At 68.9% G+C, this 19,603-nt stretch carries 17 protein-coding genes; 12 read left to right on the forward strand and 5 right to left on the reverse strand.

The window, feature by feature from the left end; translation table 11 throughout:
- Positions 1-37: 37 nt before the first annotated feature.
- Positions 38-424 (reverse strand): DUF5318 family protein, encoded by a 387-nt coding sequence (locus tag ACTWNK_RS42420; protein WP_474310775.1) that lies wholly within the window; start codon positions 422-424, stop codon positions 38-40.
- 135 nt (positions 425-559) lie between these two features.
- On the opposite strand from ACTWNK_RS42420, the gene ACTWNK_RS42425 reads away from it, so the two are divergent.
- Both ACTWNK_RS42425 and ACTWNK_RS42430 read left to right on the forward strand, forming a co-directional pair.
- Entirely contained in the window at positions 560-1,141 is a 582-nt protein-coding gene (locus ACTWNK_RS42425; RefSeq protein ID WP_474310776.1) for a PadR family transcriptional regulator, read from the forward strand.
- Positions 1,142-1,154: 13 nt separating this feature from the next.
- Complete coding sequence (locus ACTWNK_RS42430; RefSeq protein ID WP_474310779.1) at positions 1,155-2,234, forward strand: inositol-3-phosphate synthase; 1,080 nt, start codon at positions 1,155-1,157, stop codon at positions 2,232-2,234.
- A 123-nt stretch (positions 2,235-2,357) separates the two neighbouring features.
- Here ACTWNK_RS42430 and idi read toward each other — a convergent pair whose 3' ends face one another.
- Entirely contained in the window at positions 2,358-2,939 is a 582-nt protein-coding gene (idi, locus tag ACTWNK_RS42435) for an isopentenyl-diphosphate Delta-isomerase (protein ID WP_474310781.1), read from the reverse strand.
- A 108-nt stretch (positions 2,940-3,047) separates the two neighbouring features.
- Between idi and ACTWNK_RS42440 the strand changes: the two genes are divergently transcribed.
- Positions 3,048-4,334: an MFS transporter gene (locus ACTWNK_RS42440; RefSeq protein ID WP_474310782.1), complete on the forward strand. Its 1,287-nt coding sequence runs from the start codon at positions 3,048-3,050 to the stop codon at positions 4,332-4,334.
- Here the strand turns inward: ACTWNK_RS42440 and ACTWNK_RS42445 are convergent.
- The gene (locus ACTWNK_RS42445; RefSeq protein WP_474310784.1) at positions 4,326-5,561 is read right to left on the reverse strand and encodes an adenosylmethionine--8-amino-7-oxononanoate transaminase; all 1,236 of its coding nucleotides are present in this window, start codon (positions 5,559-5,561) and stop codon (positions 4,326-4,328) included. The two genes, ACTWNK_RS42440 and ACTWNK_RS42445, sit on opposite strands and share 9 nt — an antisense overlap.
- Positions 5,545-6,987, reverse strand: coding sequence for a CCA tRNA nucleotidyltransferase (locus tag ACTWNK_RS42450; protein WP_474310786.1), 1,443 nt, complete (start codon positions 6,985-6,987; stop codon positions 5,545-5,547). Before ACTWNK_RS42450 ends, ACTWNK_RS42445 begins: the two co-directional genes overlap by 17 nt.
- A 106-nt stretch (positions 6,988-7,093) precedes the next feature.
- Between ACTWNK_RS42450 and ACTWNK_RS42455 the strand changes: the two genes are divergently transcribed.
- The 8 genes from ACTWNK_RS42455 to trxA all read left to right on the forward strand — a co-directional run bounded on the left by ACTWNK_RS42455 (position 7,094) and on the right by trxA (position 16,881).
- Complete coding sequence (locus ACTWNK_RS42455; RefSeq protein WP_474310787.1) at positions 7,094-7,615, forward strand: aminoacyl-tRNA deacylase; 522 nt, start codon at positions 7,094-7,096, stop codon at positions 7,613-7,615.
- Positions 7,616-7,635: 20 nt separating this feature from the next.
- Positions 7,636-9,789 carry a DUF6049 family protein gene (locus ACTWNK_RS42460; RefSeq protein WP_474310788.1) on the forward strand — a complete coding sequence of 718 codons (2,154 nt, stop codon included), beginning with the start codon at positions 7,636-7,638 and terminating at the stop codon, positions 9,787-9,789.
- Between the two features lie 52 nt (positions 9,790-9,841).
- Positions 9,842-11,458: a murein biosynthesis integral membrane protein MurJ gene (murJ, locus tag ACTWNK_RS42465; RefSeq protein WP_474310790.1), complete on the forward strand. Its 1,617-nt coding sequence runs from the start codon at positions 9,842-9,844 to the stop codon at positions 11,456-11,458.
- A 201-nt stretch (positions 11,459-11,659) separates the two neighbouring features.
- The gene (locus tag ACTWNK_RS42470; protein ID WP_474310791.1) at positions 11,660-13,177 is read left to right on the forward strand and encodes a protein kinase family protein; all 1,518 of its coding nucleotides are present in this window, start codon (positions 11,660-11,662) and stop codon (positions 13,175-13,177) included.
- A gap of 14 nt (positions 13,178-13,191) precedes the next feature.
- Positions 13,192-13,818, forward strand: a complete 627-nt coding sequence (gene sigM / locus ACTWNK_RS42475; protein WP_474310793.1) for an RNA polymerase sigma factor SigM — start codon at positions 13,192-13,194, stop codon at positions 13,816-13,818.
- Positions 13,808-14,689: an anti-sigma factor family protein gene (locus ACTWNK_RS42480; RefSeq protein ID WP_474310794.1), complete on the forward strand. Its 882-nt coding sequence runs from the start codon at positions 13,808-13,810 to the stop codon at positions 14,687-14,689. The genes sigM and ACTWNK_RS42480 overlap by 11 nt, the downstream gene beginning before the upstream one ends.
- A 920-nt stretch (positions 14,690-15,609) precedes the next feature.
- Positions 15,610-16,542 carry a thioredoxin-disulfide reductase gene (gene trxB, locus ACTWNK_RS42485; RefSeq protein ID WP_474310795.1) on the forward strand — a complete coding sequence of 311 codons (933 nt, stop codon included), beginning with the start codon at positions 15,610-15,612 and terminating at the stop codon, positions 16,540-16,542.
- Between the two features lie 15 nt (positions 16,543-16,557).
- Complete coding sequence (gene trxA / locus ACTWNK_RS42490) at positions 16,558-16,881, forward strand: thioredoxin (RefSeq protein ID WP_474310797.1); 324 nt, start codon at positions 16,558-16,560, stop codon at positions 16,879-16,881.
- A 546-nt stretch (positions 16,882-17,427) separates the two neighbouring features.
- Here trxA and ACTWNK_RS42495 read toward each other — a convergent pair.
- On the reverse strand, positions 17,428-17,976 hold the full coding sequence (locus ACTWNK_RS42495) for a GNAT family N-acetyltransferase (RefSeq protein WP_474310798.1): 549 nt from the start codon (positions 17,974-17,976) through the stop codon (positions 17,428-17,430).
- Between the two features lie 344 nt (positions 17,977-18,320).
- Here ACTWNK_RS42495 and ACTWNK_RS42500 point away from each other — a divergent pair, with 344 nt between their 5' ends.
- Positions 18,321-19,553 (forward strand): aminotransferase-like domain-containing protein, encoded by a 1,233-nt coding sequence (locus ACTWNK_RS42500; RefSeq protein ID WP_474311146.1) that lies wholly within the window; start codon positions 18,321-18,323, stop codon positions 19,551-19,553.
- Positions 19,554-19,603: the final 50 nt, after the last annotated feature.

Consider the following 19,603-nt stretch of genomic DNA (forward strand, 5'->3'; position numbering starts at 1 on the left):
CGGGTGGCGCGGGCGGGCGTGGGGCACCGCCCTCGGTTCACGGGTTGCCGACGAGGTCGGGTGGTCCGTTGCCAAGGACGAACGAGACCGTCAGGTGGTTCCACGAACAACCCTGACAGACCTCGACGACATGGACCCGGAACTCCTCGTAATCATGGGCCATCGCGGCGAGCTCTGACGCGGCCTTTGCCCGACCGGCATGACGTCCTAGGGAATCCCCGTAGACATAGGTCACGTTGGTGACGTTCTCCCTCTCGCATACCGGGCAGAGGCGCCTCGTCGCCTCTCCGAAGTGCTTGGCGGCGCGAAGGAGGTACCGCTGTGCGTCACAGGCCTCACGCGTGGAGGCATGACCGGATCGCAGCGAGCGCACTGCGGCCCGCTTCGCCAGTCCGTAGTCCACCACCCCGCGCTGTGACCACATGAGCGTCAGACTACGGCTTTTTACCGATTGCTCCCAACCTCTTGGGAAAGTCATTAATTGCGTACATATAGCGGAGCGACGTATCCTCAAGATGTATCGGCTCGATACATCGACCTGAGAGGGAGGCGGGGGACCATGGCTGCAGCGAAGAGCAACGTCCTGGAACTCGCCGTCCTCGGGTCGCTCCACGAGACTCCGCTTCATGGGTATGAGCTGCGCAAACGTCTCAATTCCCTGCTCGGCATGCTCCGCGCCATCTCCTACGGCTCGCTCTATCCCTGCCTGCGCTCCCTGCTCACGGCAGGGCTCATCGTGGAGGAGCAGCCGACGCCGCCCACTCTGGTCGGCGGCCGGTCGAAGATCGTCTACAAGCTGACCGCCGAGGGCAAGGAGCGGCTCCAGGACCTGCTGACGCAGGCCGGGCCTTCCGCATGGGAGGACGAGAGCTTCGGTGTGCACTTCGCTTTCTTCAGGCACACCGAGGCCGAGGTGCGCCTGCGCATCCTCGAAGGGCGCCGCAGCCGTCTCGAAGAGCGCCTCGACGGCGTCCGCACCGCACTGGCAAGGACGAGAGAGAAGCTCGACGCCTACACGCTGGAACTGCAGCGCCACGGGCTGGAATCGGTCGAGCGCGAAGTGCGCTGGCTGAACGAGCTGATCGCCACGGAACGACGGGCCAACGAGCCCGCGAAGGATAGAACATCACCTGATGAGTAAGGGAGCGAGTGCGATGGGTTCGGTTCGCGTTGCCATTGTCGGTGTCGGCAACTGCGCGTCGTCGCTGGTCCAGGGCGTGCACTACTACAAGGACGCAGACCCGGACGTGCGTGTGCCGGGCCTGATGCACGTCAAGTTCGGCGAGTACCACGTCGGCGACGTGGAGTTCGTCGCGGCCTTCGACGTCGACGCCAAGAAGGTCGGGCGCGACCTGTCCGAGGCCATCGTCGCCTCGGAGAACAACACGATCAAGATCTGCGACGTGCCGCCGTCCGGCGTGATCGTGCAGCGGGGTCACACCTACGACGGTCTCGGCGAGTTCTACCGCGAGATGGTCGAGGAGTCCGACGAGGTCCCCGTCGACGTCGTCCAGGTGCTCAAGGACAAGCAGGTCGACGTCCTGGTCTCCTACCTGCCCGTGGGTTCGGAGGACGCCGACCGCTTCTACGCGCAGTGCGCGATCGACGCCAAGGTCGCCTTCGTCAACGCGCTGCCGGTCTTCATCGCCTCCGACCCCGAGTGGGCCGAGAAGTTCACCGAGGCCGGTGTCCCGATCGTCGGCGACGACATCAAGTCGCAGGTCGGCGCCACCATCACGCACCGCGTCATGGCCAAGCTGTTCGAGGACCGCGGCGTCGAGCTGCTGCGCACGTACCAGCTCAACTTCGGCGGCAACATGGACTTCATGAACATGCTGGAGCGCAAGCGCCTGCAGTCCAAGAAGATCTCCAAGACCCAGTCGGTCACCTCGCAGATCCCGCGCGAGATGGGCAAGGGCGATGTGCACATCGGCCCTTCGGACCACGTGCCGTGGCTCGACGACCGCAAGTGGGCCTATGTCCGCCTTGAGGGCCGCTCGTTCGGCGACACCCCGCTCAACCTGGAGTACAAGCTGGAGGTCTGGGACTCCCCCAACTCCGCCGGCATCATCATCGACGCCGTGCGCGCCGCCAAGATCGCCAAGGACCGCGGCATCGGCGGCCCGATCCTGTCGGCCTCGTCGTACTTCATGAAGTCCCCGCCCGTCCAGCACTCCGACGACGAGGCCAGGGAGTACGTCGAGAAGTTCATCCGCGGCGAGGTGGACCGCTAACCCCCACGAAGTACGGCGAAGCACAGGCCGGGCCACCGCGTGGACTCCGGCCGGGCTCCGTCCATCACGCATGCTCCAGCAGGACTCCGGCCGGGCGACGCGACGTCGCCCGGCCGCGTGCGTCTAGCGGGCGGCGGGCGGCAGCTCGGAGTCGGGAGCGGGCTCCCAGCCCAGCGGATCGGCGCCCAGCTCGTCCAGCAGCGGCACCTGCTCGCGGCACCAGGGCGAGATGGCCAGCAGATCGCTCATGACCCCGTCGGTGAACTCCTTCCACGGCATCCAGTGCACCTCGCGCACCTCCAGCGGATTGGGCGCGACGGGCCCGGAGACGACCACCCGGTAGACCGGGCACAGCTCGTTCTCCACGATGCCGTTGCCCATGACGGCACGGTAGGCGAAACGCGGCAGCATCAGATCGGCCCGCTCGACCCGCAGCCCGAGCTCGTAGCCCAGCCTGCGCAGCACCGCCAGGTCGAGCCGCTCGCCGGGCAACGGGTGCCCGCAGCAGCTGTTGGTCCAGACGTCCGGCCAGGTGATTTTGTGGGAGGCGCGGCGGGTCAGCAGCACGCGCCCGGTGTCGTCGAAGACATAGCTCGAGAAGGCCAGATGAAGAGGCGTGTCGGAGCCGTGCACTGACATCTTGGGCGCAGTGCCGATGGCCTGGCCCTCGCCGTCGATCAGCACTACGTGTTCATCAGAGGTCACGCAATGAGATTACGTGATCATGTCGAGATCACCGATACCTCTTTACCACCTGTCACACCAACCTCCTGCCCGAACGCGCCTTCGTAGCCCGCCGACTAGGCTGACCGGGTGTCTTACGTCGCCGATCTCAGGGCCGTCCTCGAAGGTCGGAACTTCAGACGCCTGTTCAGCACCCGCCTGGTCTCGCAGTTCAGCGACGGCATCTTCCAGTTCGGGGTGGCCGGGTTCGCCTTCTTCTCGCCGGAGAAGCAGACCAGCGCACTGCAGGTGGCGCTCGGTTTCGCCGTGCTGCTGCTGCCGTACAGCGTGCTCGGGCCCTTCGTCGGGGTGTTCATCGACCGGTGGTCGCGGCGGCAGATCCTGGTGATCGCGCCGCTGGTGCGGGGGGCGTTGCTGCTGCTGGCCGCGCTCATCGTGGGCACGGGGCAGCCGGACGAGGTGTTCTACGTGGCGGCGCTGGCGGTGCTCGGCGTCAACAGGTTCTTCCTGGCCGCGCTCGGCGCCTCGCTGCCGCACGTGGTGCCGCGCGAGAAGCTCATGATGGCCAACGCGGTGACGCCGACGTCGGGCACGGTGGCGACGTTCGCGGGCGCGGGGGTCGGCTTCCTGCTGCGCGCGGTGTTCGGCGGCGACGACAGCGGGGTGGCGCTGCTGCTGGTCACCTCGGGCGTGGTGTTCGGGCTGAGCGCGCTCATCGCCCGCACGATGGACCGCGCGCTGCTCGGCCCCGACCTCGACCCGGCCAGACCGCAGGCCCGCCAGGCCGTCGGCCATGTCGTACGCGGCCTGGTCGAGGGCGCGAGGCACCTGGCGCACCGCCGCCGCGCCGCCGCCGGCATGGGCGCCATGGCCACCCACCGCTTCATGTACGGCATGGCCACCGCCCAGTCGATCATCCTCTACCGCTACTACTTCACCTCGGGTGACGCCGACGCCGCGCTGGCCGGGCTCAGCCTGGTGATCGCCTCGTCGGCCGCGGGCTACGCGCTGGCCGTCCTGGTGACGCCGTGGGCGACCGAGCGCTTCACGATCGAGCGGTGGGTGCCCGCGATGCTGGCCGCCTCCGGTGTGCTGTCGGTGGCCCTGCTGGCGCCCTTCCACGAGTGGGGGGTCATCCTGGGGGGGTTCGTCCTGGGAGTGGCCGGGCAGAGTGTGAAGATCTGCGCCGACACCGCCGTGCAGCGCGATGTCGAGGACGCCTATCTCGGCCGGGCCTTCTCCCTCTACGACATGCTGTTCAACGGTGTGTTCGTGGCGGCTGCCGCGCTTTCGGTGGCGATCCTGCCCGCCAACGGCAGGTCGCTGCTCGCCGTACTGATCGTCGGGCTGGGATATGTGGCGGGCGCCGTGCTCTATCGGGTGGCGATCAGGGAGCGTGCCGTCGCCTCAGGCTGACGTCGCCGCCACCATCGCCTGGGTGATCATGGCGAGCTCGGCCGGTCCGGTGATGTAGGGCGGCATCGTGTAGACGAGCCGCCCGAAGGGCCGCAGCCACACGCCGTGGCCGACGGCGATCTCGGTCACCTTCGCCACGTCGACGGGCTCGTGCGTCTCGATCACGCCGATCGCGCCCAGCACCCGCACGTCCTTGACGCCCGGGTGCCCGGCCGCCGGGGCCAGTCCCTCGATGAGCGCCGCCTCGATGCCCTTGACCTCCGCCCGCCACGGCCGCTCGGCCAGCAGGTCGAGGCCGGCGTTGGCGACCGCCGCGGCCAGCGGGTTGCCCATGTACGTGGGGCCGTGCATGAGGGTGCCGATCGCGGCCGCGACCTCGTCGGTGCACAGAGTGGCCGCCATCGTGAGGTACCCGCCGGTCAGCGCCTTGCCCAGGCACATGATGTCGGGCCTGATCCCCGCGTGGTCGCAGCCGAACAGCTCGCCGGTGCGGCCGAACCCGGTCGCGATCTCGTCGGCGATCAGCAGCACGCCGTGCCGTGCGGTCAGCTCGCGCAGCCGCCGCAGGTAGGCGGGCGGGTAGAAGTGCATGCCTCCGGCGCCCTGGACGATCGGCTCGACGATCACCGCGGCCAGCTCGCCCGCGTGCGCCGCGATCAGCGTGTCCAGGTCGTCGCCGCCCGCTTCCTCGACCGATGCGGCATGCCAGCCGTAGCCGCCGGGCGGCCTCGCGGCGAAGACGTGCTGGGGCAGCGCGCCGCTGAACAGATGGTGCATGCCGTTGACCGGGTCGCAGACGGCCATCGCGCCGAACGTGTCGCCGTGGTAGCCGCCGCGCACGGTCAGCAGCCGGTGCCTGCCCGTCGCCTGCATCGCCATCTTGATCGCGACCTCGACGGCCACCGACCCGGAGTCGGCGAGGAACACCTTGCCCAGCCCGGTCAGCTCGGCCAGCCTGGCCGCCAGGCGCACGGCGGGCTCGTGGGTCAGCCCGCCGAACATCACGTGCGCCATCCGCGACAGCTGCCCGGTGACGGCGGCGTTGAGCCGAGGGTGGTCGTAGCCGTGGATGGCCGCCCACCACGACGACATGCCGTCGACCAGCACACTCCCGTCGGCCAGCGTCAACCGTACGCCGGAGGCCGAGACGACCTCGCGCACGGGGGCGCCGGGCGCGGCGTAGGGGTGCCAGACGTGGGCGGCGTCCAGGTCAGGCGTCGAGGACACCCAGCTCCTTCGCCCAGGCCAGCAGCGCCTCCGTGGCCGCCTCCTTGCCGAGCACGCCCTGGTCCAGGCGCAGGTCGAGCAGGAACTTGTACGCCTTGCCGATCACCGGGCCCGCCGGGACGCCCAGGACGGCCTGGATGTCGTTGCCGTCGAGCTCCGGCCGGATCTTGGCCAGCTCCTCCTCGTCGGCCAGCCGTGCGATGCGCTCTTCGAGCTGGTCGTAGGTGGCCGACAGCATGGCCGCCTTACGCCTGTTGCGCGTGGTGCAGTCGGCCCGGGTCAGCTTGTGCAGACGCGCGAGCAGCGGCCCGGCGTCACGCACGTAACGCCGCACCGCACTGTCGGTCCACTCGCCCGTGCCGTAGCCGTGGAAACGCAGATGCAACTCGACCAGACGCGAGACGTCGGCCACGACGTCCTTGGGGAAGCGGAGCTCGGCCATGCGCTTCTTGGTCATCTGGGCGCCGACCACCTCGTGGTGGTGGAAGGAGACCCGGCCCGCCGCCTCGTGCCTGCGCGTCTTGGGCTTGCCGACGTCGTGCATGAGCGCGGCCCAGCGCAGGGTGCGGTCGGGCGTGCCGTCCTCCTCCTGGGCGATGGCCTGCTCCAGCACGATCAGCGAGTGCTCGTAGACGTCCTTGTGCCGGTGGTGCTCGTCGATCTCCAGCCTGAGCTTGGGCAGCTCGGGCAGCACGCGGTCGGCGAGCCCGGTGTCGACCAGGATGCGCAGGCCCTCGCGCGGATGGGCGCCGCACAGCAGCTTGTCCAGCTCGTCGCGGATGCGCTCGGCCGAGACGATCTCGATCCGCTCGGCCATCGCGCTCATCGCGGCCAGCACACCGGGCGCGACCGTGAAGCCGAGCTGCGAGGCGAAACGCGCGGCGCGCAACATGCGCAGCGGGTCGTCGTCGAACGAGCTCTCCGGCGTGCCCGGCGTGCGCAGCACCTTGGCCTGCAGATCGGCCATGCCGCCGTAGGGGTCGACGAACTCATGGCCCGGCAGCCGTACGGCCATCGCATTGACGGCGAAGTCGCGGCGCTCCAGGTCGGCGTCGAGGGTCTCGCCGTAGACGACCTCCGGCTTGCGCGACTTGGGGTCGTAGGACTCGCTGCGGTAGGTGGTGATCTCCAGCAGCCAGCCGCCCTTGCGCACCCCGACGGTGCCGAAGTCGATGCCGATCGTCCAGATCGAGTCGGCCCAGTCGCGGACGATGTCGAGGACCCGCTCGGGCCTGGCGTCCGTCGTCAGGTCGAGGTCGTTGCCGATCCTGCCGAGGAAGACGTCGCGCACCGAGCCGCCCACGAGGGCCAGTTCGTGGCCCTTGGCGGCGAACAGGTCACCGAGCTCGTCGGCGACCGGGGCGATCTTCCTGAACAGGTCGGTGACCGCCTGCTGCTGGCTCTGGGTCAGATTTGAGTCGGACAAGCTGGGTAGGTCCTTCGATTCCGGAACATATCCCCCGAGCCATACCTGGTCCGGGTTACCGTCGGAAGACCGACGGGGGCCGTGCGACGAGGCAAGGAGCGCTTGTATGAAGGACGCCCTCGCGATCCACCGCTGGCTCCTCGCCCACCAGGTCCACCATGAGATCGTACGCCTTCCCCGCCCCATGACGTGCGTGGCGCAACTGCCCCAGGCGCTGGCCGAGCCGCCCGGCCGATGCGTGGCCGTGGACGTCTTCGAGGTCAGCGCGGCCGGATCCCGCGAGGCCGTCGCCGTCGTCTCCCTCCTGTCCGCCCGCCCGGGCCCCGCCGCCGTCGCCGCCGCCCTCGACACCCACCGGGTACGGCAGGCGCCCGCCTTCCTGGTCAATGCGGCGACCGACTACGCCGACGGGCTGGTGGCCCCGTTCCTGCTGCCCGACGACCTGCCCGTCCTCGTGGACGAACGGCTGCACGCCGACGAGGAGATCGTTTTCACGGCCACCGGGGAGCGGCACACCGCACTCGCCCTGCGCGCCCTCGACCTGGTCACCCTCGTGTCAGGAAAGACCGTGGACCTGACGATCACGCGACCAAGGCGTGCCCGCCAGGCGGTCGCGCTTCCCCACTGAGCCCGTACCATTGCGGGCGTGTGCCGTACTCCGCCCCGGGCAGACACGTGATCAGGAAGACCGCGCTGCTCGCCGCCCTCTCCGCCGCGCTGCTCGCCCCCGCGGTGGTGGCGACGACGGCCGGCACCGCGACGGCGAGCACACCCGCCCAGGTCAGCGCCACCCAGAGCAGTGTCGCTCGGGCCGGCGCCAGGCTGACGATCGAGTCGATCACGCCGGACGCGCCGCGTGAGGCCACCACCGAGATCAAGATCTCCGGTTCCTTCGCCAACACCGCGACGGCCCCGCTGTCCAGCCTGCGCATCCGCGTGCGTTTCTCCAACCAGCCGCTGACCGACCGCACCCAGATCGCCGGGTATCTTGCCGGCCAGGGCCCCTGGGACGCCGCCTGGGAGAGCACGACGACGCCCGTCCCGCTGGTCGAGGCGTCGGGCAGCGTGCCCTTCACCTTCGCCCTCACCCCCGCGCAGCTGCAGATGTGGGCGTTCGGCGCCTACCCGCTCGCGGTCGAGGTCGTCGACTCCTTCGGCAACCAGCTGGCCATCCAGCGCACGTTCCTGTCCTATGCGCCGAAGACCGCCGAGGTGCAGCGGACCAAGGTGGCATTCGTCCTGCCGATGGTCGACCAGCCACGCAGGTCCGACGACGCCAGCTTCGTCGACGACGCCCTGCGCACCTCGCTCATCGGCAACGGCCGGCTGGCCGACCTGCTGAAGGTCGCCAAGCTGAAGCATAAGGACGTCACCTGGTACGTCGATCCCGCCCTGCTCGACGACGTCAGGGCGATGACCAGGCCGTACTCCGTCAAGGGCAAGACCGACAAGCGCCCGGCCGACGCCAGCGCCACCGCCTGGCTGGACGAGGTACGCGCCGCGCTCACCGGGGTGCCGCTGTTCGCCTCGCCCTACGCCGATCCCGATGTCACCGCGCTGGCCCATCAGGGGCTCGACGCGCTGCCCGCCCAGGCGCTCGCCAAGGGGGCCGCAGCCGCCAGGGCCGCACTCGGCCGTGACGCGCCCACCACGACGCAGTGGCCGGTCGGTGGCCAGATCGACGCCGACGGGCTCGACCTGCTGGCCGTGGGCAAGGTCGACACCGTGCTGCTCAGCCCCGACGCGCTGGCGCCGCTGCAGCCGCTGACCTACACGCCCGACGCCGCCGCCACGCTCGACACCGTCATGGGCCCGGTCACCGCGCTCACCGCCGACATCGCGCTCAGCCGTACCCTTGAGGTCGAGGCCAAGGTGGTGGGCTCGGCCGTGCTGCAGAAGCAGCGCTTCATCGCCGAGACCGCGGTGATCGCGGCCGAGCGGCAGCCGGTGCCCCAGGTGCGTTCGCTGGTGATCGCGCCCTCGCGGTACTGGAATCCCGATCCGGCCCATGTCAGCGCCCTGCTCAAGACGGCCGCCGAGCTGCCCTGGCTGACCTCGGCGCCGCTCAGCACGGTCAAGCCGGGCAAGGCGTCGGTGCCGCGGGCCGCGCTGAGCTACACCGACCAGGAGCGCAAGGTCGAGCTCGGCAGGAAGTACCTCGACGGCGTGGCCAAGATCCAGGCCCGTTCCGTCCTGACCTCGTCGGTGACGCGGGCGGCCGAGCCCTCGCCGTTCGCCACCTCGGTGCTGCGCCTGACCTCGTCGGCCTGGCGCGGGCGCACCGGCATGGCCACCCGGGTCGCCAAGCAGGTCGACGAGTCGGTCGACAAGCGCATCAAGCAGGTCTGGATCACCGGCGTCGACCCCGAGGTGCCCAGGCAGCTCGCCGGAGAGCGCGGCGCGGTGCCGATCAGTGTGCGCAACGGCCTCGACCAGGAGATCGTCGTCGACGTCGAGGTGACGTCCAACCAGCAGAAGCTCCTGCAGATCGGCGACTACAGCAAGCAGAAGCGGCTGAAGATCGGCCCAGGGCAGAGCGGCACCGTCCAGGTGCCCATGTCGACCACCACCAACGGCGACGCGGCCGTGACCGTTCAGCTCTTCACCGCCGACGGCCACGCCTACGGCCCGGCGAGCAGGTTGGTGGTGCGCACGACCGGCTACACCGGCATCGCCCTGGTGATCGTCGGCGCCGCCCTGACCGTGATGCTGGCCGCCGTGGTCATGCGTGTGCTTCGCCGCAGGACCACCCGCAAGCCCGCGCGCTCAGCGCCCGCGGCTAAGGAGAGCGAAAAGGTATGACCACCGAGCGCGACGCGGCCACGCACGCCTGTGAGCGGGGTGCGCGGCTGTCATGAGTCGACTGTTGCGGGCCAGTGCGATCATGGCCGCCGGGACCCTGGTCTCCAGGGTCACCGGGTTCATCCGCTCGATCATCCTCGCCTCGGCCATCGGCGTCTCGCTGCTCGGCGACGCCTACCAGGTGGCCTACACCATTCCCTTCGTCCTGCTCGACCTGCTGATCACCGGTGTGCTCAGCAGTGTGGTCGTGCCGATGATCGTGCGCGCCCAGCAGCACGACGCCGACGGCGGCCGGGCCTACGAACAGCGGCTGCTGACGATCACCACGGTCGCGCTGACCCTGGTCGCGGCGGTCGCGGTGGTGTGCGCGCCGTTCCTGGTCGGGCTCTACACCACCAAGTGGGACGCCTCCGCGCGTCAGGTCGCCATCGATCTGGCCAGGCTGATCCTGCCGCAGCTGGCCTTCTTCGGCATCGGCGCCATCGCCGGGGCCATCCTCAACACGCGTGACAGGTTCGCCGCGCCCATGTGGGCGCCCGTGTTCAACAACCTGGTCATGATCACCGTCGGCCTGATCTACATGGCCGTCGGGCACCAAGGGCTCGACCAGGTCACCGCGTCCGACAAGCTGCTGCTCGGGCTCGGCACGACGGCGGGCATCGTGGTCCAGGCCGGAGTGCTGATCTTCGCACTCAAGCGGGCCGGTTTCCGTTTCGTCCCCCGGTTCGACCTGCGCAACGCACGCCTCGGCGAGATGGGCAAGGCGGGCGTGTGGACGCTGGCCTATGTCGGCATCACACAGGCCGGTCTCGTGCTCACCACCAACCTGGCCACCTCCGCGGGCCTCGCCGCCGTGCAGGAGGACGTCGGCTACGGCGCGGGCATCACGGTCTACAACTTCGCCTTCCAGCTCCTGCAGCTGCCGTACGGGATCATCGCCGTCTCGGTCATCACCGCGATGCTGCCGAGGATGAGCAGGTCGGCGCACGAGGGCAGGTTCGACGAGATCCGCGAGGAGTTCTCCTCCGGGGTGCGGATGGTCTGCTCGATCATGGTTCCGGCCTCGCTGCTGCTGATGGTGCTCGGTCCGGCGATCATGGTGCCGATCTTCTCGCACGGGGCCTCGTCGGTCGCCGATGCCATCTACATGGGCAATGTGCTGCAGGTCTTCGGGCTGGCGCTGGTGCCGTACTCCGTCTTCCAGTTGTTGTTGCGGGTTTTCTACAGCTTCAGGGACACGCGCACGCCGGTGTTCGTCGCGGCGGGCACGACGGCGGTCAACGCGGTGCTCAGCCTGGTGCTGTACTGGGTGCTGCCCGCGCAGTACGTCGTGATGGGGCTGGCCTTCGCCTTCGCCATGGCCTATGTGATCGGCGCGGCCCTCACCTGGATGCTGGCGGCCAGGCGGGTCGGCGGGCTCAACGGCTGGGCGGTGGGGGCCGGGCTGACCAGGATGTACTTCGCCGCACTGCCGACGGCCGTGGTCGCGCTGGTGGCCGTTTTCGCCGTCACGCAGCTCGCCGGAGGCCTCACGATGCTGACCTCGTTGATCATTCTGGCGATCGGCGGGGGGCTCGGCGGGGCGCTGTACCTGTTCGTCGCGCACCGCATGCGTATCCCGGAGGTGAACTCGATCGTTGGAATGGTCGCGGGAAGGGTAGGCAGGTAAAGGCGAGTGTCGCCGACCCAGGACCGGTGTCTGTCTGACAACGAGAACGCGGACGGAACTCGCACGGCACTACCATGGTGCGCGACACGCGGCGAATGGAAGCAGGAGGGGCGTGGGCGAATCCACCCGGCATAGCGTGCCTGTGTGGCATTGCCTCACGCAGGTGATCGAGTTATGAGCGCGGCCGAGCCAAGCGAGGCCATGAGCACCACGGTGGAGCCGGGCAAACGGCTCGCCGACCGATTCCGGCTCGAAGACCGGGTCACCGAGTCGGGCGGAGCGACCCTGTGGAAAGCCATCGACGAGATCCTGGCCCGGCCGGTCGCCGTTCATACCTTCAGCGATGACTTCCCCAGGGTCGAAGAGGTCGTCACCGCCGCCAGAGCCGCGAGCCGGCTCACCGATCCCCGGCTGACCCAGGTCTTCGACGCGGCCGAAGAGGACGGCCACGCCTATGTCGTCAGCGAGTGGGTTGCGGGCGAGACGCTCGTCGACCTGCTGGCCAACGGCCCGATGGACCCCGAACGCGCCGCCGCGCTGGTCGCGGAGGCCGCCGAGGCGCTCGCCCATGCCCACGAGGCGGGCATCCACCACCTGTGCCTGCGTCCCGAGCACCTCGTCTGGACCACCGGCAACACGGTCAAGGTGCTCGGCGTCGCCATCGAGGCGGCACTGGCCGAGATCACCGTCGACGATCCGGCCCGCGAGGACGCCGAAGGGCTGGGCCGTCTGCTCTACGCCGGGCTGACCGGCCACTGGCCGGGCGACGAGCAGGAGGGCGGGCTGCCCGCGGCCCCGCTCGACGACGGTCGTTTCTGCACGCCTCGCCAGGTCACCGCCGGAGTGCCCGGCTTCCTCGACACCATCACCTGCCGTGCGCTGCTGCCCGAGGCGCGCAAGGGGCAGCAGCCGCTGCAGTCGCCCGCCGACATCGCCGACGCGCTGGCCGACGTGGCCAGGCCGGTCCCCGTGTCCTACACACCGCCCGCGACCATGCTGGCCGCCTCCCGCACCGAAGGCGTCGACACCGCCTCGCACCCGCCGCCCCCGCCGCCGCAGCGGATGCCGCAGCAGCACCAGCCGCATCACCATCCGCAGCCCAGGCCCGACAACGGCAGCACGCTCAACCGCGTGCTGATGACGGTGGTCGTGCTGCTGGTGATCGCGGCGGTCGGGTTCGGCGCGTGGACGCTCGGGCGCAGCATCGGCACGCCGTCCTCGACCACGGCGCAGAGCACGCCGACGCCCACCGCCTCGACGCCGCCGCCGGTGACGCTCAAGCCGCTCAGCGCGGCCGGTTTCGACCCGCTGGGCGACGACCAGGAGGAGCACCCCGAGAGCGCGCACCTGGCGATCGACAGCAAGCAGGACACGTTCTGGAACACCACCACCTACAACAGCGCCGAGCTCGGCCGCCTCAAGGAGGGCGTCGGCCTGCTGCTGGACATGGGCAAGTCCACCCAGATCGCCGACGTCATCGCGAAGATCGCGGACGCGCCCGGCGCGAGCGTCGAGCTGAAGGTCGGCGACAGCCCTGAGCTGGGCGCACTCAAGACCGTCGCCAAGCAGAAGAACGTGTCGGGAAAGATCACCCTGGTCCCCGACAAGGCGGCAAGCGGCCAGTACGTTTTGATCTGGTTTACGCGTCTTCCGGCGGATGCTGGCAAGTTTCGTGGCACCATCTATGACGTAGTGGTACATAGTCCCGGATCAGCCTAATCAGGAACCCCTTTGTGAACTCCCCACCCGAGCCACCGTCCCCAGCGGCTGTTACCGACGCCGAGCTGCTGACCCGGCACATCGGCGGGGATCCGCATGCCTTCGGTGAGATCGTCAAACGCCACCGAGACCGCATGTGGGCGGTCGCCCTGCGCACGCTCGGCGACCCCGACGAAGCCGCCGACGCCGTACAGGACGCCTTCGTCTCCGCCTACCGCAAGGCCGAGAGCTTCCGCGGCGAGGCCGCCGTCACGACCTGGTTGCACCGGATCGTGGTCAACGCCTGCCTGGACCGCATGCGCCGCAAATCCGTGCGTCCCATCGCCGACGACGAGCTCATCGAGGCCGCCGAACGCGACACCCCCGGGCCCGACCAGACCGCCGAGCGCGAGGTCTCCATGGAGGTCACGGCCGCGCTCAAGCTGCTGCCCGCCGACCAGCGGGCCGCACTCGTCCTGGTCGACATGATGGGCTACTCCGTCGAAGACGCAGCTCAGGTGCTGTCCGTCCCCGCAGGCACGGTGAAAAGCCGCTGTGCGCGGGGCCGCGCGAAACTTGCCCCAATTCTTTCGCATCTGCGGAACCGAACAGACCTCAGTCGCGTCTCATCCGCGAAGGGAGCAGAACTTCGTGACGGGTGATACGCACTACGACCTGGAGATCTTGGCCGAGTTGGCCGAAGGTCTCCTTGACGCCGGCACGGCCCGCCAGGTCCGCGAACATCTCGCGGTATGCGACCCCTGTGGGGAGCTCCTGGCCGACCTGGCAGCGGTTCGAGAGGTGCTCGCGGCGACCCCCACACCGGCCATGCCGATGGGAGTCGCTCTGCGCATCGACAAGGCATTGGCCGCAGAGGCCGGGTCCACAGCTGTCCGCCACGGCGGGCTGGCCGTGGTCCCCGACTGGGACGAGCTGATGCGCGACTCCCCCTGGGAGCAGCCCTCCCCGCAGGAGCAGGCGCCCGAGCCGCTACGGCTCGGCGTGGTCGCGGGCGACGGCACCGTGGTGCCCGCGAGGCGACGCAGCGCCAGGCGCCGCACGTGGGCCATGCCCGCCGTGGCCGCCGCCGCTGCCGCCGCCATCGTGGGTACGGCCGCGCTGTCCTCCGGACTGCTCACGGCCGGAGGCGGGCAGGCGCCCGCACCTCAGCAGGTGGTCGCCGAGCCCTCTCCGTCGAAGGAACCGCAGGTCTCACGCGGGTACTTCATGGCGCAGAGCGACTACATCTACGGCGACGAGGACCTTCGCAAGCCGATGGTCAACTACTTCGGCGCCGCGCCGATCATCCAGCAGCTGGACGGATCGGTCGACGCGCTCGTTGCCGCCTGCGTGCAGAAGGTGTCCGACCGGATCAACGCCAAGCCACTGGCCGTGGACCATGCCGCCTACAACGGCCAGGAGGCGACCATCATGGTCTCCTGGAAGGACCAGGCCAAGAACAAGGTCCGCATCGACGTCCTCGACCTGAAGTGCAAGAACCTTCGCAAGCCCAGCGTGGGGAGCTGGAACTAGGCTTTCTTGCTGTGAGGCTTTGATCTTTCGTGATCTTTCGTCGATCTTTCGTCGTGGCCCGGGTCCTTTCTTAGGAGCCGGGCTTCGTCGTTGTTGCGCCGTTGCGCCGTTGCGCCGTTGCGCCGTTGCGCCGTTGCGCCGTTGCGCCGTTGCGCCGTTGCGCCGTTGCGCCGTTGCGCCGTTGCGCCGTTGCGCCGTTGCGCCGTTGCGCCGTTGCGCCGTTGCGCCGTTGCGCCGTTGCGCCGTTGCGCCGTTGCGCCGTTGCGCCCTTGCGCCCTTGCGCCCTTGCGCCCTTGCGCCCTTGCGCCCTTGCGCCCTTGCGCCCTTGCGCCCTTGCGCCCTTGCGCCCTTGCGCCCTTGCGCCCTTGCGCCCTTGCGCCCTTGCGCCCTTGCGCCCTTGCGCCCTTGCGCCCTTGCGCCCTTGCGCCCTTGCGCCCTTGCGCCCTTGCGCCCTTGCGCCCTTGCGCCCTTGCGCCCTTGCGCCCTTGCGCCCTTGCGCCCTTGCGCCCTTGCGCCCTTGCGCCCTTGCGCCCTTGCGCCCTTGCGCCCTTGCGCCCTTGCGCCCTTGCGCCCTTGCGCCCTTGCGCCCTTGCGCCCTTGCGCCCTTGCGCCCTTGCGCCCTTGCGCCCTTGCGCCCTTGCGCCCTTGCGCCCTTGCGCCCTTGCGCCCTTGCGCCCTTGCGCCCTTGCGCCCTTGCGCCCTTGCGCCCTTGCGCCCTTGCGCCCTTGCGCCCTTGCGCCCTTGCGCCCTTGCGCCCTTGCGCCCTTGCGCCTGCGGGATGGTACGGGCGTATCGCCCTTCGGCGGGCATTCGGCGGGTTCTTTTGTGTGCCGTGGCTCATCCGGGTAGGTGAGGGAATCAGGGCGGCCTAGGATCTGTTGTCGCCACTGGCATCGAGCAGATCGGAAAGGCGCAGAGACGTGAGCGACGTCCGTAACGTGATCATCATCGGGTCAGGCCCCGCCGGCTACACCGCAGCCGTCTACTCCGCACGGGCCGAACTCAAGCCCCTCGTCTTCGAGGGCTCGGTCACCGCGGGCGGCGCCCTGATGAACACGACCGAGGTGGAGAACTTCCCCGGCTTCCCCGACGGCATCATGGGCCCCGAGCTCATGGAGAGCCTCCGCAAGCAGGCGGAGCGCTTCGGAGCCGAGCTGGTCGCCGACGACATCGTCGAGGTCGACCTGAAGGCCACGCCCAAGGTCGTGAAGACCGCCACCGACACCTACCTCGCGCATTCGGTCATCCTCGCCACCGGCTCCGGCTACCGCGAGCTCGGCATCCCCAACGAGAAGCGCCTGTCCGGACACGGCGTCTCCTGGTGTGCCACCTGTGACGGCTTCTTCTTCCGCAACAAGGACATCGTGGTCGTAGGCGGCGGCGACACCGCGATGGAGGAGGCGACCTTCCTGACGCGCTTCGGCCGCATGGTCACGGTCGTACACCGCCGCGACGAGCTCCGCGCCAGCAAGATCATGCAGGAGCGCGCCTTCGCCAACGACAAGATCCGCTTCGTCTGGGACACCGAGGTCGTCGACGTACTCGGCGACTCCCGCGTCGAAGCCGTGAAGCTGCGTAACCTCAAGACCGGCGAGGAGAGCGAGCTGGCCGCCGACGGCCTGTTCATCGCGATCGGCCACGACCCGCGCACCGAGCTGGTCAAGGGCCAGATCGACCTCGACGACGAGGGCTACGTCAAGGTCGCCCACCCCAACACCAACACCAACATCGACGGCGTGTTCGCCTGCGGCGACGTCGTCGACCACATCTACCGCCAGGCCATCACGGCCGCCGGCACCGGCTGCGCCGCCTCGCTCGACTCCGAGCGCTGGCTCGCCACCAACGAGAAGTAAGAGGAGATCCAGACCTTGGGCGCCATCAAGCACGTGACCGACAAGTCGTTCGAGGCCGACGTTCTCAAGAGCGACAAGCCCGTACTCGTCGACTTCTGGGCCGAGTGGTGCGGCCCGTGCCGCCAGGTCGCGCCGATCCTCGAAGAGATCGCGGCCGAGCACGCCGACAAGCTCACCATCGTCAAGCTCAACATCGACGAAAACCCCGAGACCCCCCGCTCGTACGGCGTCCTCCAGATCCCGACCATGAACGTCTACAAAAACGGCGAGGTCGTCAAGCAAATCATCGGCGCCAAGCCGAAGGCCATGCTCCTCCGCGAACTGGACGGCGTCCTCTAACCACCCACGCCTCCCCAAAGAGCCTCCACATCCGTGTGGAGGCTCTTTGCATTCCAAAGCCCCCCAACAGGTACGGCAAGCCCCCTCACGCCAAACCACACCCTCCAGGGGCCCACAAAGCCCTAGAAGGGGCCACAGCCGCCCGACCAATCTCCACCCACCCCGGAATGCCCATTCCCACCCCACACCCCCCTACGACCACACCAGCCCCTCCTCCACCCCCACCCAACCCCAATAACCCCAACCCCAACCCCAACCCCAACAACCGCCACCCCCACCACTCCGCCCACCGCCCCTCCCTCTTCCCCACACCCACACCCACACCCACACCCAAGTCTCACAACCGACAACCGAGCTTCACTTCCCCCCGCAGCCAGCCGCCGCGATTCCCCCTCACTGGGGCAACCCCACCCCACCACCTCCACCAGCTAGCCCCACCAGCACCACAAAGCCCACATAAGCCCACATAAGCCCTCAAATACCCCCAAAAGCACACCAGACCCACCACCATGCAGGCCGTACAGCTCTACGCCCACCGCAGAGCCCTTACACCGGCCGCAAAGCCCGCTCCGGCGTCATAGACCCCAAAAGCCGCTCAAGAGCCACCTCCACATCCTCCCGCCAGGAGACAGCCGTCTTCAGCTCCAGCCGAAGCCGCGGAAACCGCAAATGCGGCCGAACCGTCTTGAACCCCACCGACAGCAGATACTCCGCCGGCACCACGCAACTCGGCTCCTCCCACTTGAGATCGCCGAACGCCTCAATCGCACGTACCCCCCGCCGAGTGAGATCCTTCGCAACCCCCTGAATGAGCATGCGCCCCAGCCCACCCCCGGAGAACTCCGGAATGATGTGCGCAGTCATCAGCAACACCGCATCAGCACTGACCGGCGATGTAGGAAACGCAATCGACCGAGGCGTGTACAACGGCGGCGCATACAGTACGAACCCGGCAGGCACCCCGTCGACATAGGCGACCTTCCCGCAGCTACCCCACTCGAGCAGCGTGCCGGACAGCCAGGCTTCCTTCTCCAGCGCCGGATCCCCGGCCGCCGCAGCGCGCTCGCCACCGACCGGATCGAGCTCCCAGAACACACACCGCCTACACCGGCGCGGCAGATCATCGAGGTTGTCGAGAGTGATGTTTGCCAGCCGACGCGACAACTGCGGCCCCAATCGTGACGAGAGGCGTGGTGGAAAAGCGAGCGAATACCGCGTTCCCAGCTGGCATCGTAGCCCAGGGAACGCGGTATTCGCGGGGATCATGCCCGGTCGCAAGATGCTCGTGAGGCTGACGTACTCTGGTTGCTCGGCTCTAAAACGCCCAAACTCCTAGGAGGTGGACCGTGCCGCAAGAGACGGATCACGGTCGGACGCCCGCGACTCAAGGGTCGCGCATCGACGCCTATGTCGATCGGTACGCCGCACGAGCTACCGGGATGGTCGCCTCCGAGGTCCGAGCTCTGTTCGCCGTCGCATCGAGGCCCGAGGTGGTCTCGCTCGCGGGCGGCATGCCGTACGTCACCGCCCTTCCGCTTGACGTCGTCGGTGAGCTCGTCGCCGACCTGGTCGCCAAGCGTGGTCCTGTCGCCCTGCAGTACGGCTCCGGCCAGGGCGATCCGCATCTGCGGGAGCAGATCTGCGATGTGATGCGGCTTGAGGGCATCGAGGCTGGCGCCGACGACGTGGTCGTCACCGTCGGTTCGCAGCAGGCGCTCGACCTGATCACCCGGATCTTCATCGATCCCGGCGACGTGATCCTGGCCGAGGGTCCTTCGTATGTAGGAGCCCTGGGTACATTCTCCGCATACCAGGCCAAAGTCGTACATATCGCTATGGACGATCAAGGCATCGTGCCCGAGTCGCTGGCGCAGACCATCTACGCCCTCAAGGCCGCCGGAAGCAGGATCAAGTTCCTCTACACGATCCCGACCTTCCAGAACCCGGCCGGCGTCACGCTGAACCTCGCCCGCCGCCAGCAGGTCCTCGACATCTGCCAACGCGCAGGCGTACTGATCGTCGAGGACAACCCCTACGGCCTGCTCGGGTTCGACGGTGAGCCCATGCGTGCGCTACGCGCCGACAACGCCGAGGGCGTCGTGTACCTGGGTTCGTTCTCCAAGACGCTGGCGCCCGGCTTCCGCGTCGGCTGGGCCCTCGCCCCGCACGCCATTCGCGACAAACTCGTCCTGGCCATGGAGTCGGCCGTACTCTCGCACTCGTCGTTCACCCAGCTGGCCGTCGGGCAGTACCTCGCCACCCAGCCGTGGCGCGAGCAGATCAAGACGTTCAAGGAGCTCTACCGCGAGCGCCGCGACGCCATGCTCACCTCACTCGAATCCCTCATGCCCGCAGGTGTCACCTGGACCAGGCCGAGCGGCGGCTTCTTCGTCTGGGCCACCCTGCCCGAGGGCCTCGACTCGAAGGCGATCCTGCCCCGAGCCGTCGCCGAGCGCGTCGCATTCGTCCCCGGCCCCGGCTTCTACGCCGACGGCTCCGGCGCCCGCAACATGCGCCTGTCGTTCTGCTTCCCCGAGCCGGACCGCATCCGCGAAGGCGTACGCCGCCTGGCCGGCGTCATCGAACAAGACCTCCAACTCCGCGACACCTTCGGCGCCGCCCCCTCGCCCGACCACATCGGCGTCGACACCCCCGGCCCCGACCTGGCCTAGCCTCACCCCAACCACCCGTACGACCGACGCCCAACCGCGTCGGTCGTACG

The sequence above is a fragment of the Nonomuraea sp. IBHARD001 genome (assembly GCF_056106265.1).

Bases quoted from the DNA above. Each gene is read 5' to 3' on its own strand.
- ACTWNK_RS42455 (WP_474310787.1), top strand. From the start codon at position 7,094: ATGAAGGACGCCCTCGCGATCCACCGCTGGCTCCTCGCCCACCAGGTC.
- murJ (WP_474310790.1), top strand. From the start codon at position 9,842: ATGAGTCGACTGTTGCGGGCCAGTGCGATCATGGCCGCCGGGACCCTG.
- ACTWNK_RS42425 (WP_474310776.1), top strand. From the start codon at position 560: ATGGCTGCAGCGAAGAGCAACGTCCTGGAACTCGCCGTCCTCGGGTCG.
- ACTWNK_RS42430 (WP_474310779.1), top strand. From the start codon at position 1,155: ATGGGTTCGGTTCGCGTTGCCATTGTCGGTGTCGGCAACTGCGCGTCG.
- ACTWNK_RS42420 (WP_474310775.1), bottom strand. From the start codon at position 424: ATGTGGTCACAGCGCGGGGTGGTGGACTACGGACTGGCGAAGCGGGCC.
- ACTWNK_RS42470 (WP_474310791.1), top strand. From the start codon at position 11,660: ATGAGCACCACGGTGGAGCCGGGCAAACGGCTCGCCGACCGATTCCGG.
- ACTWNK_RS42500 (WP_474311146.1), top strand. From the start codon at position 18,321: ATGGTCGCCTCCGAGGTCCGAGCTCTGTTCGCCGTCGCATCGAGGCCC.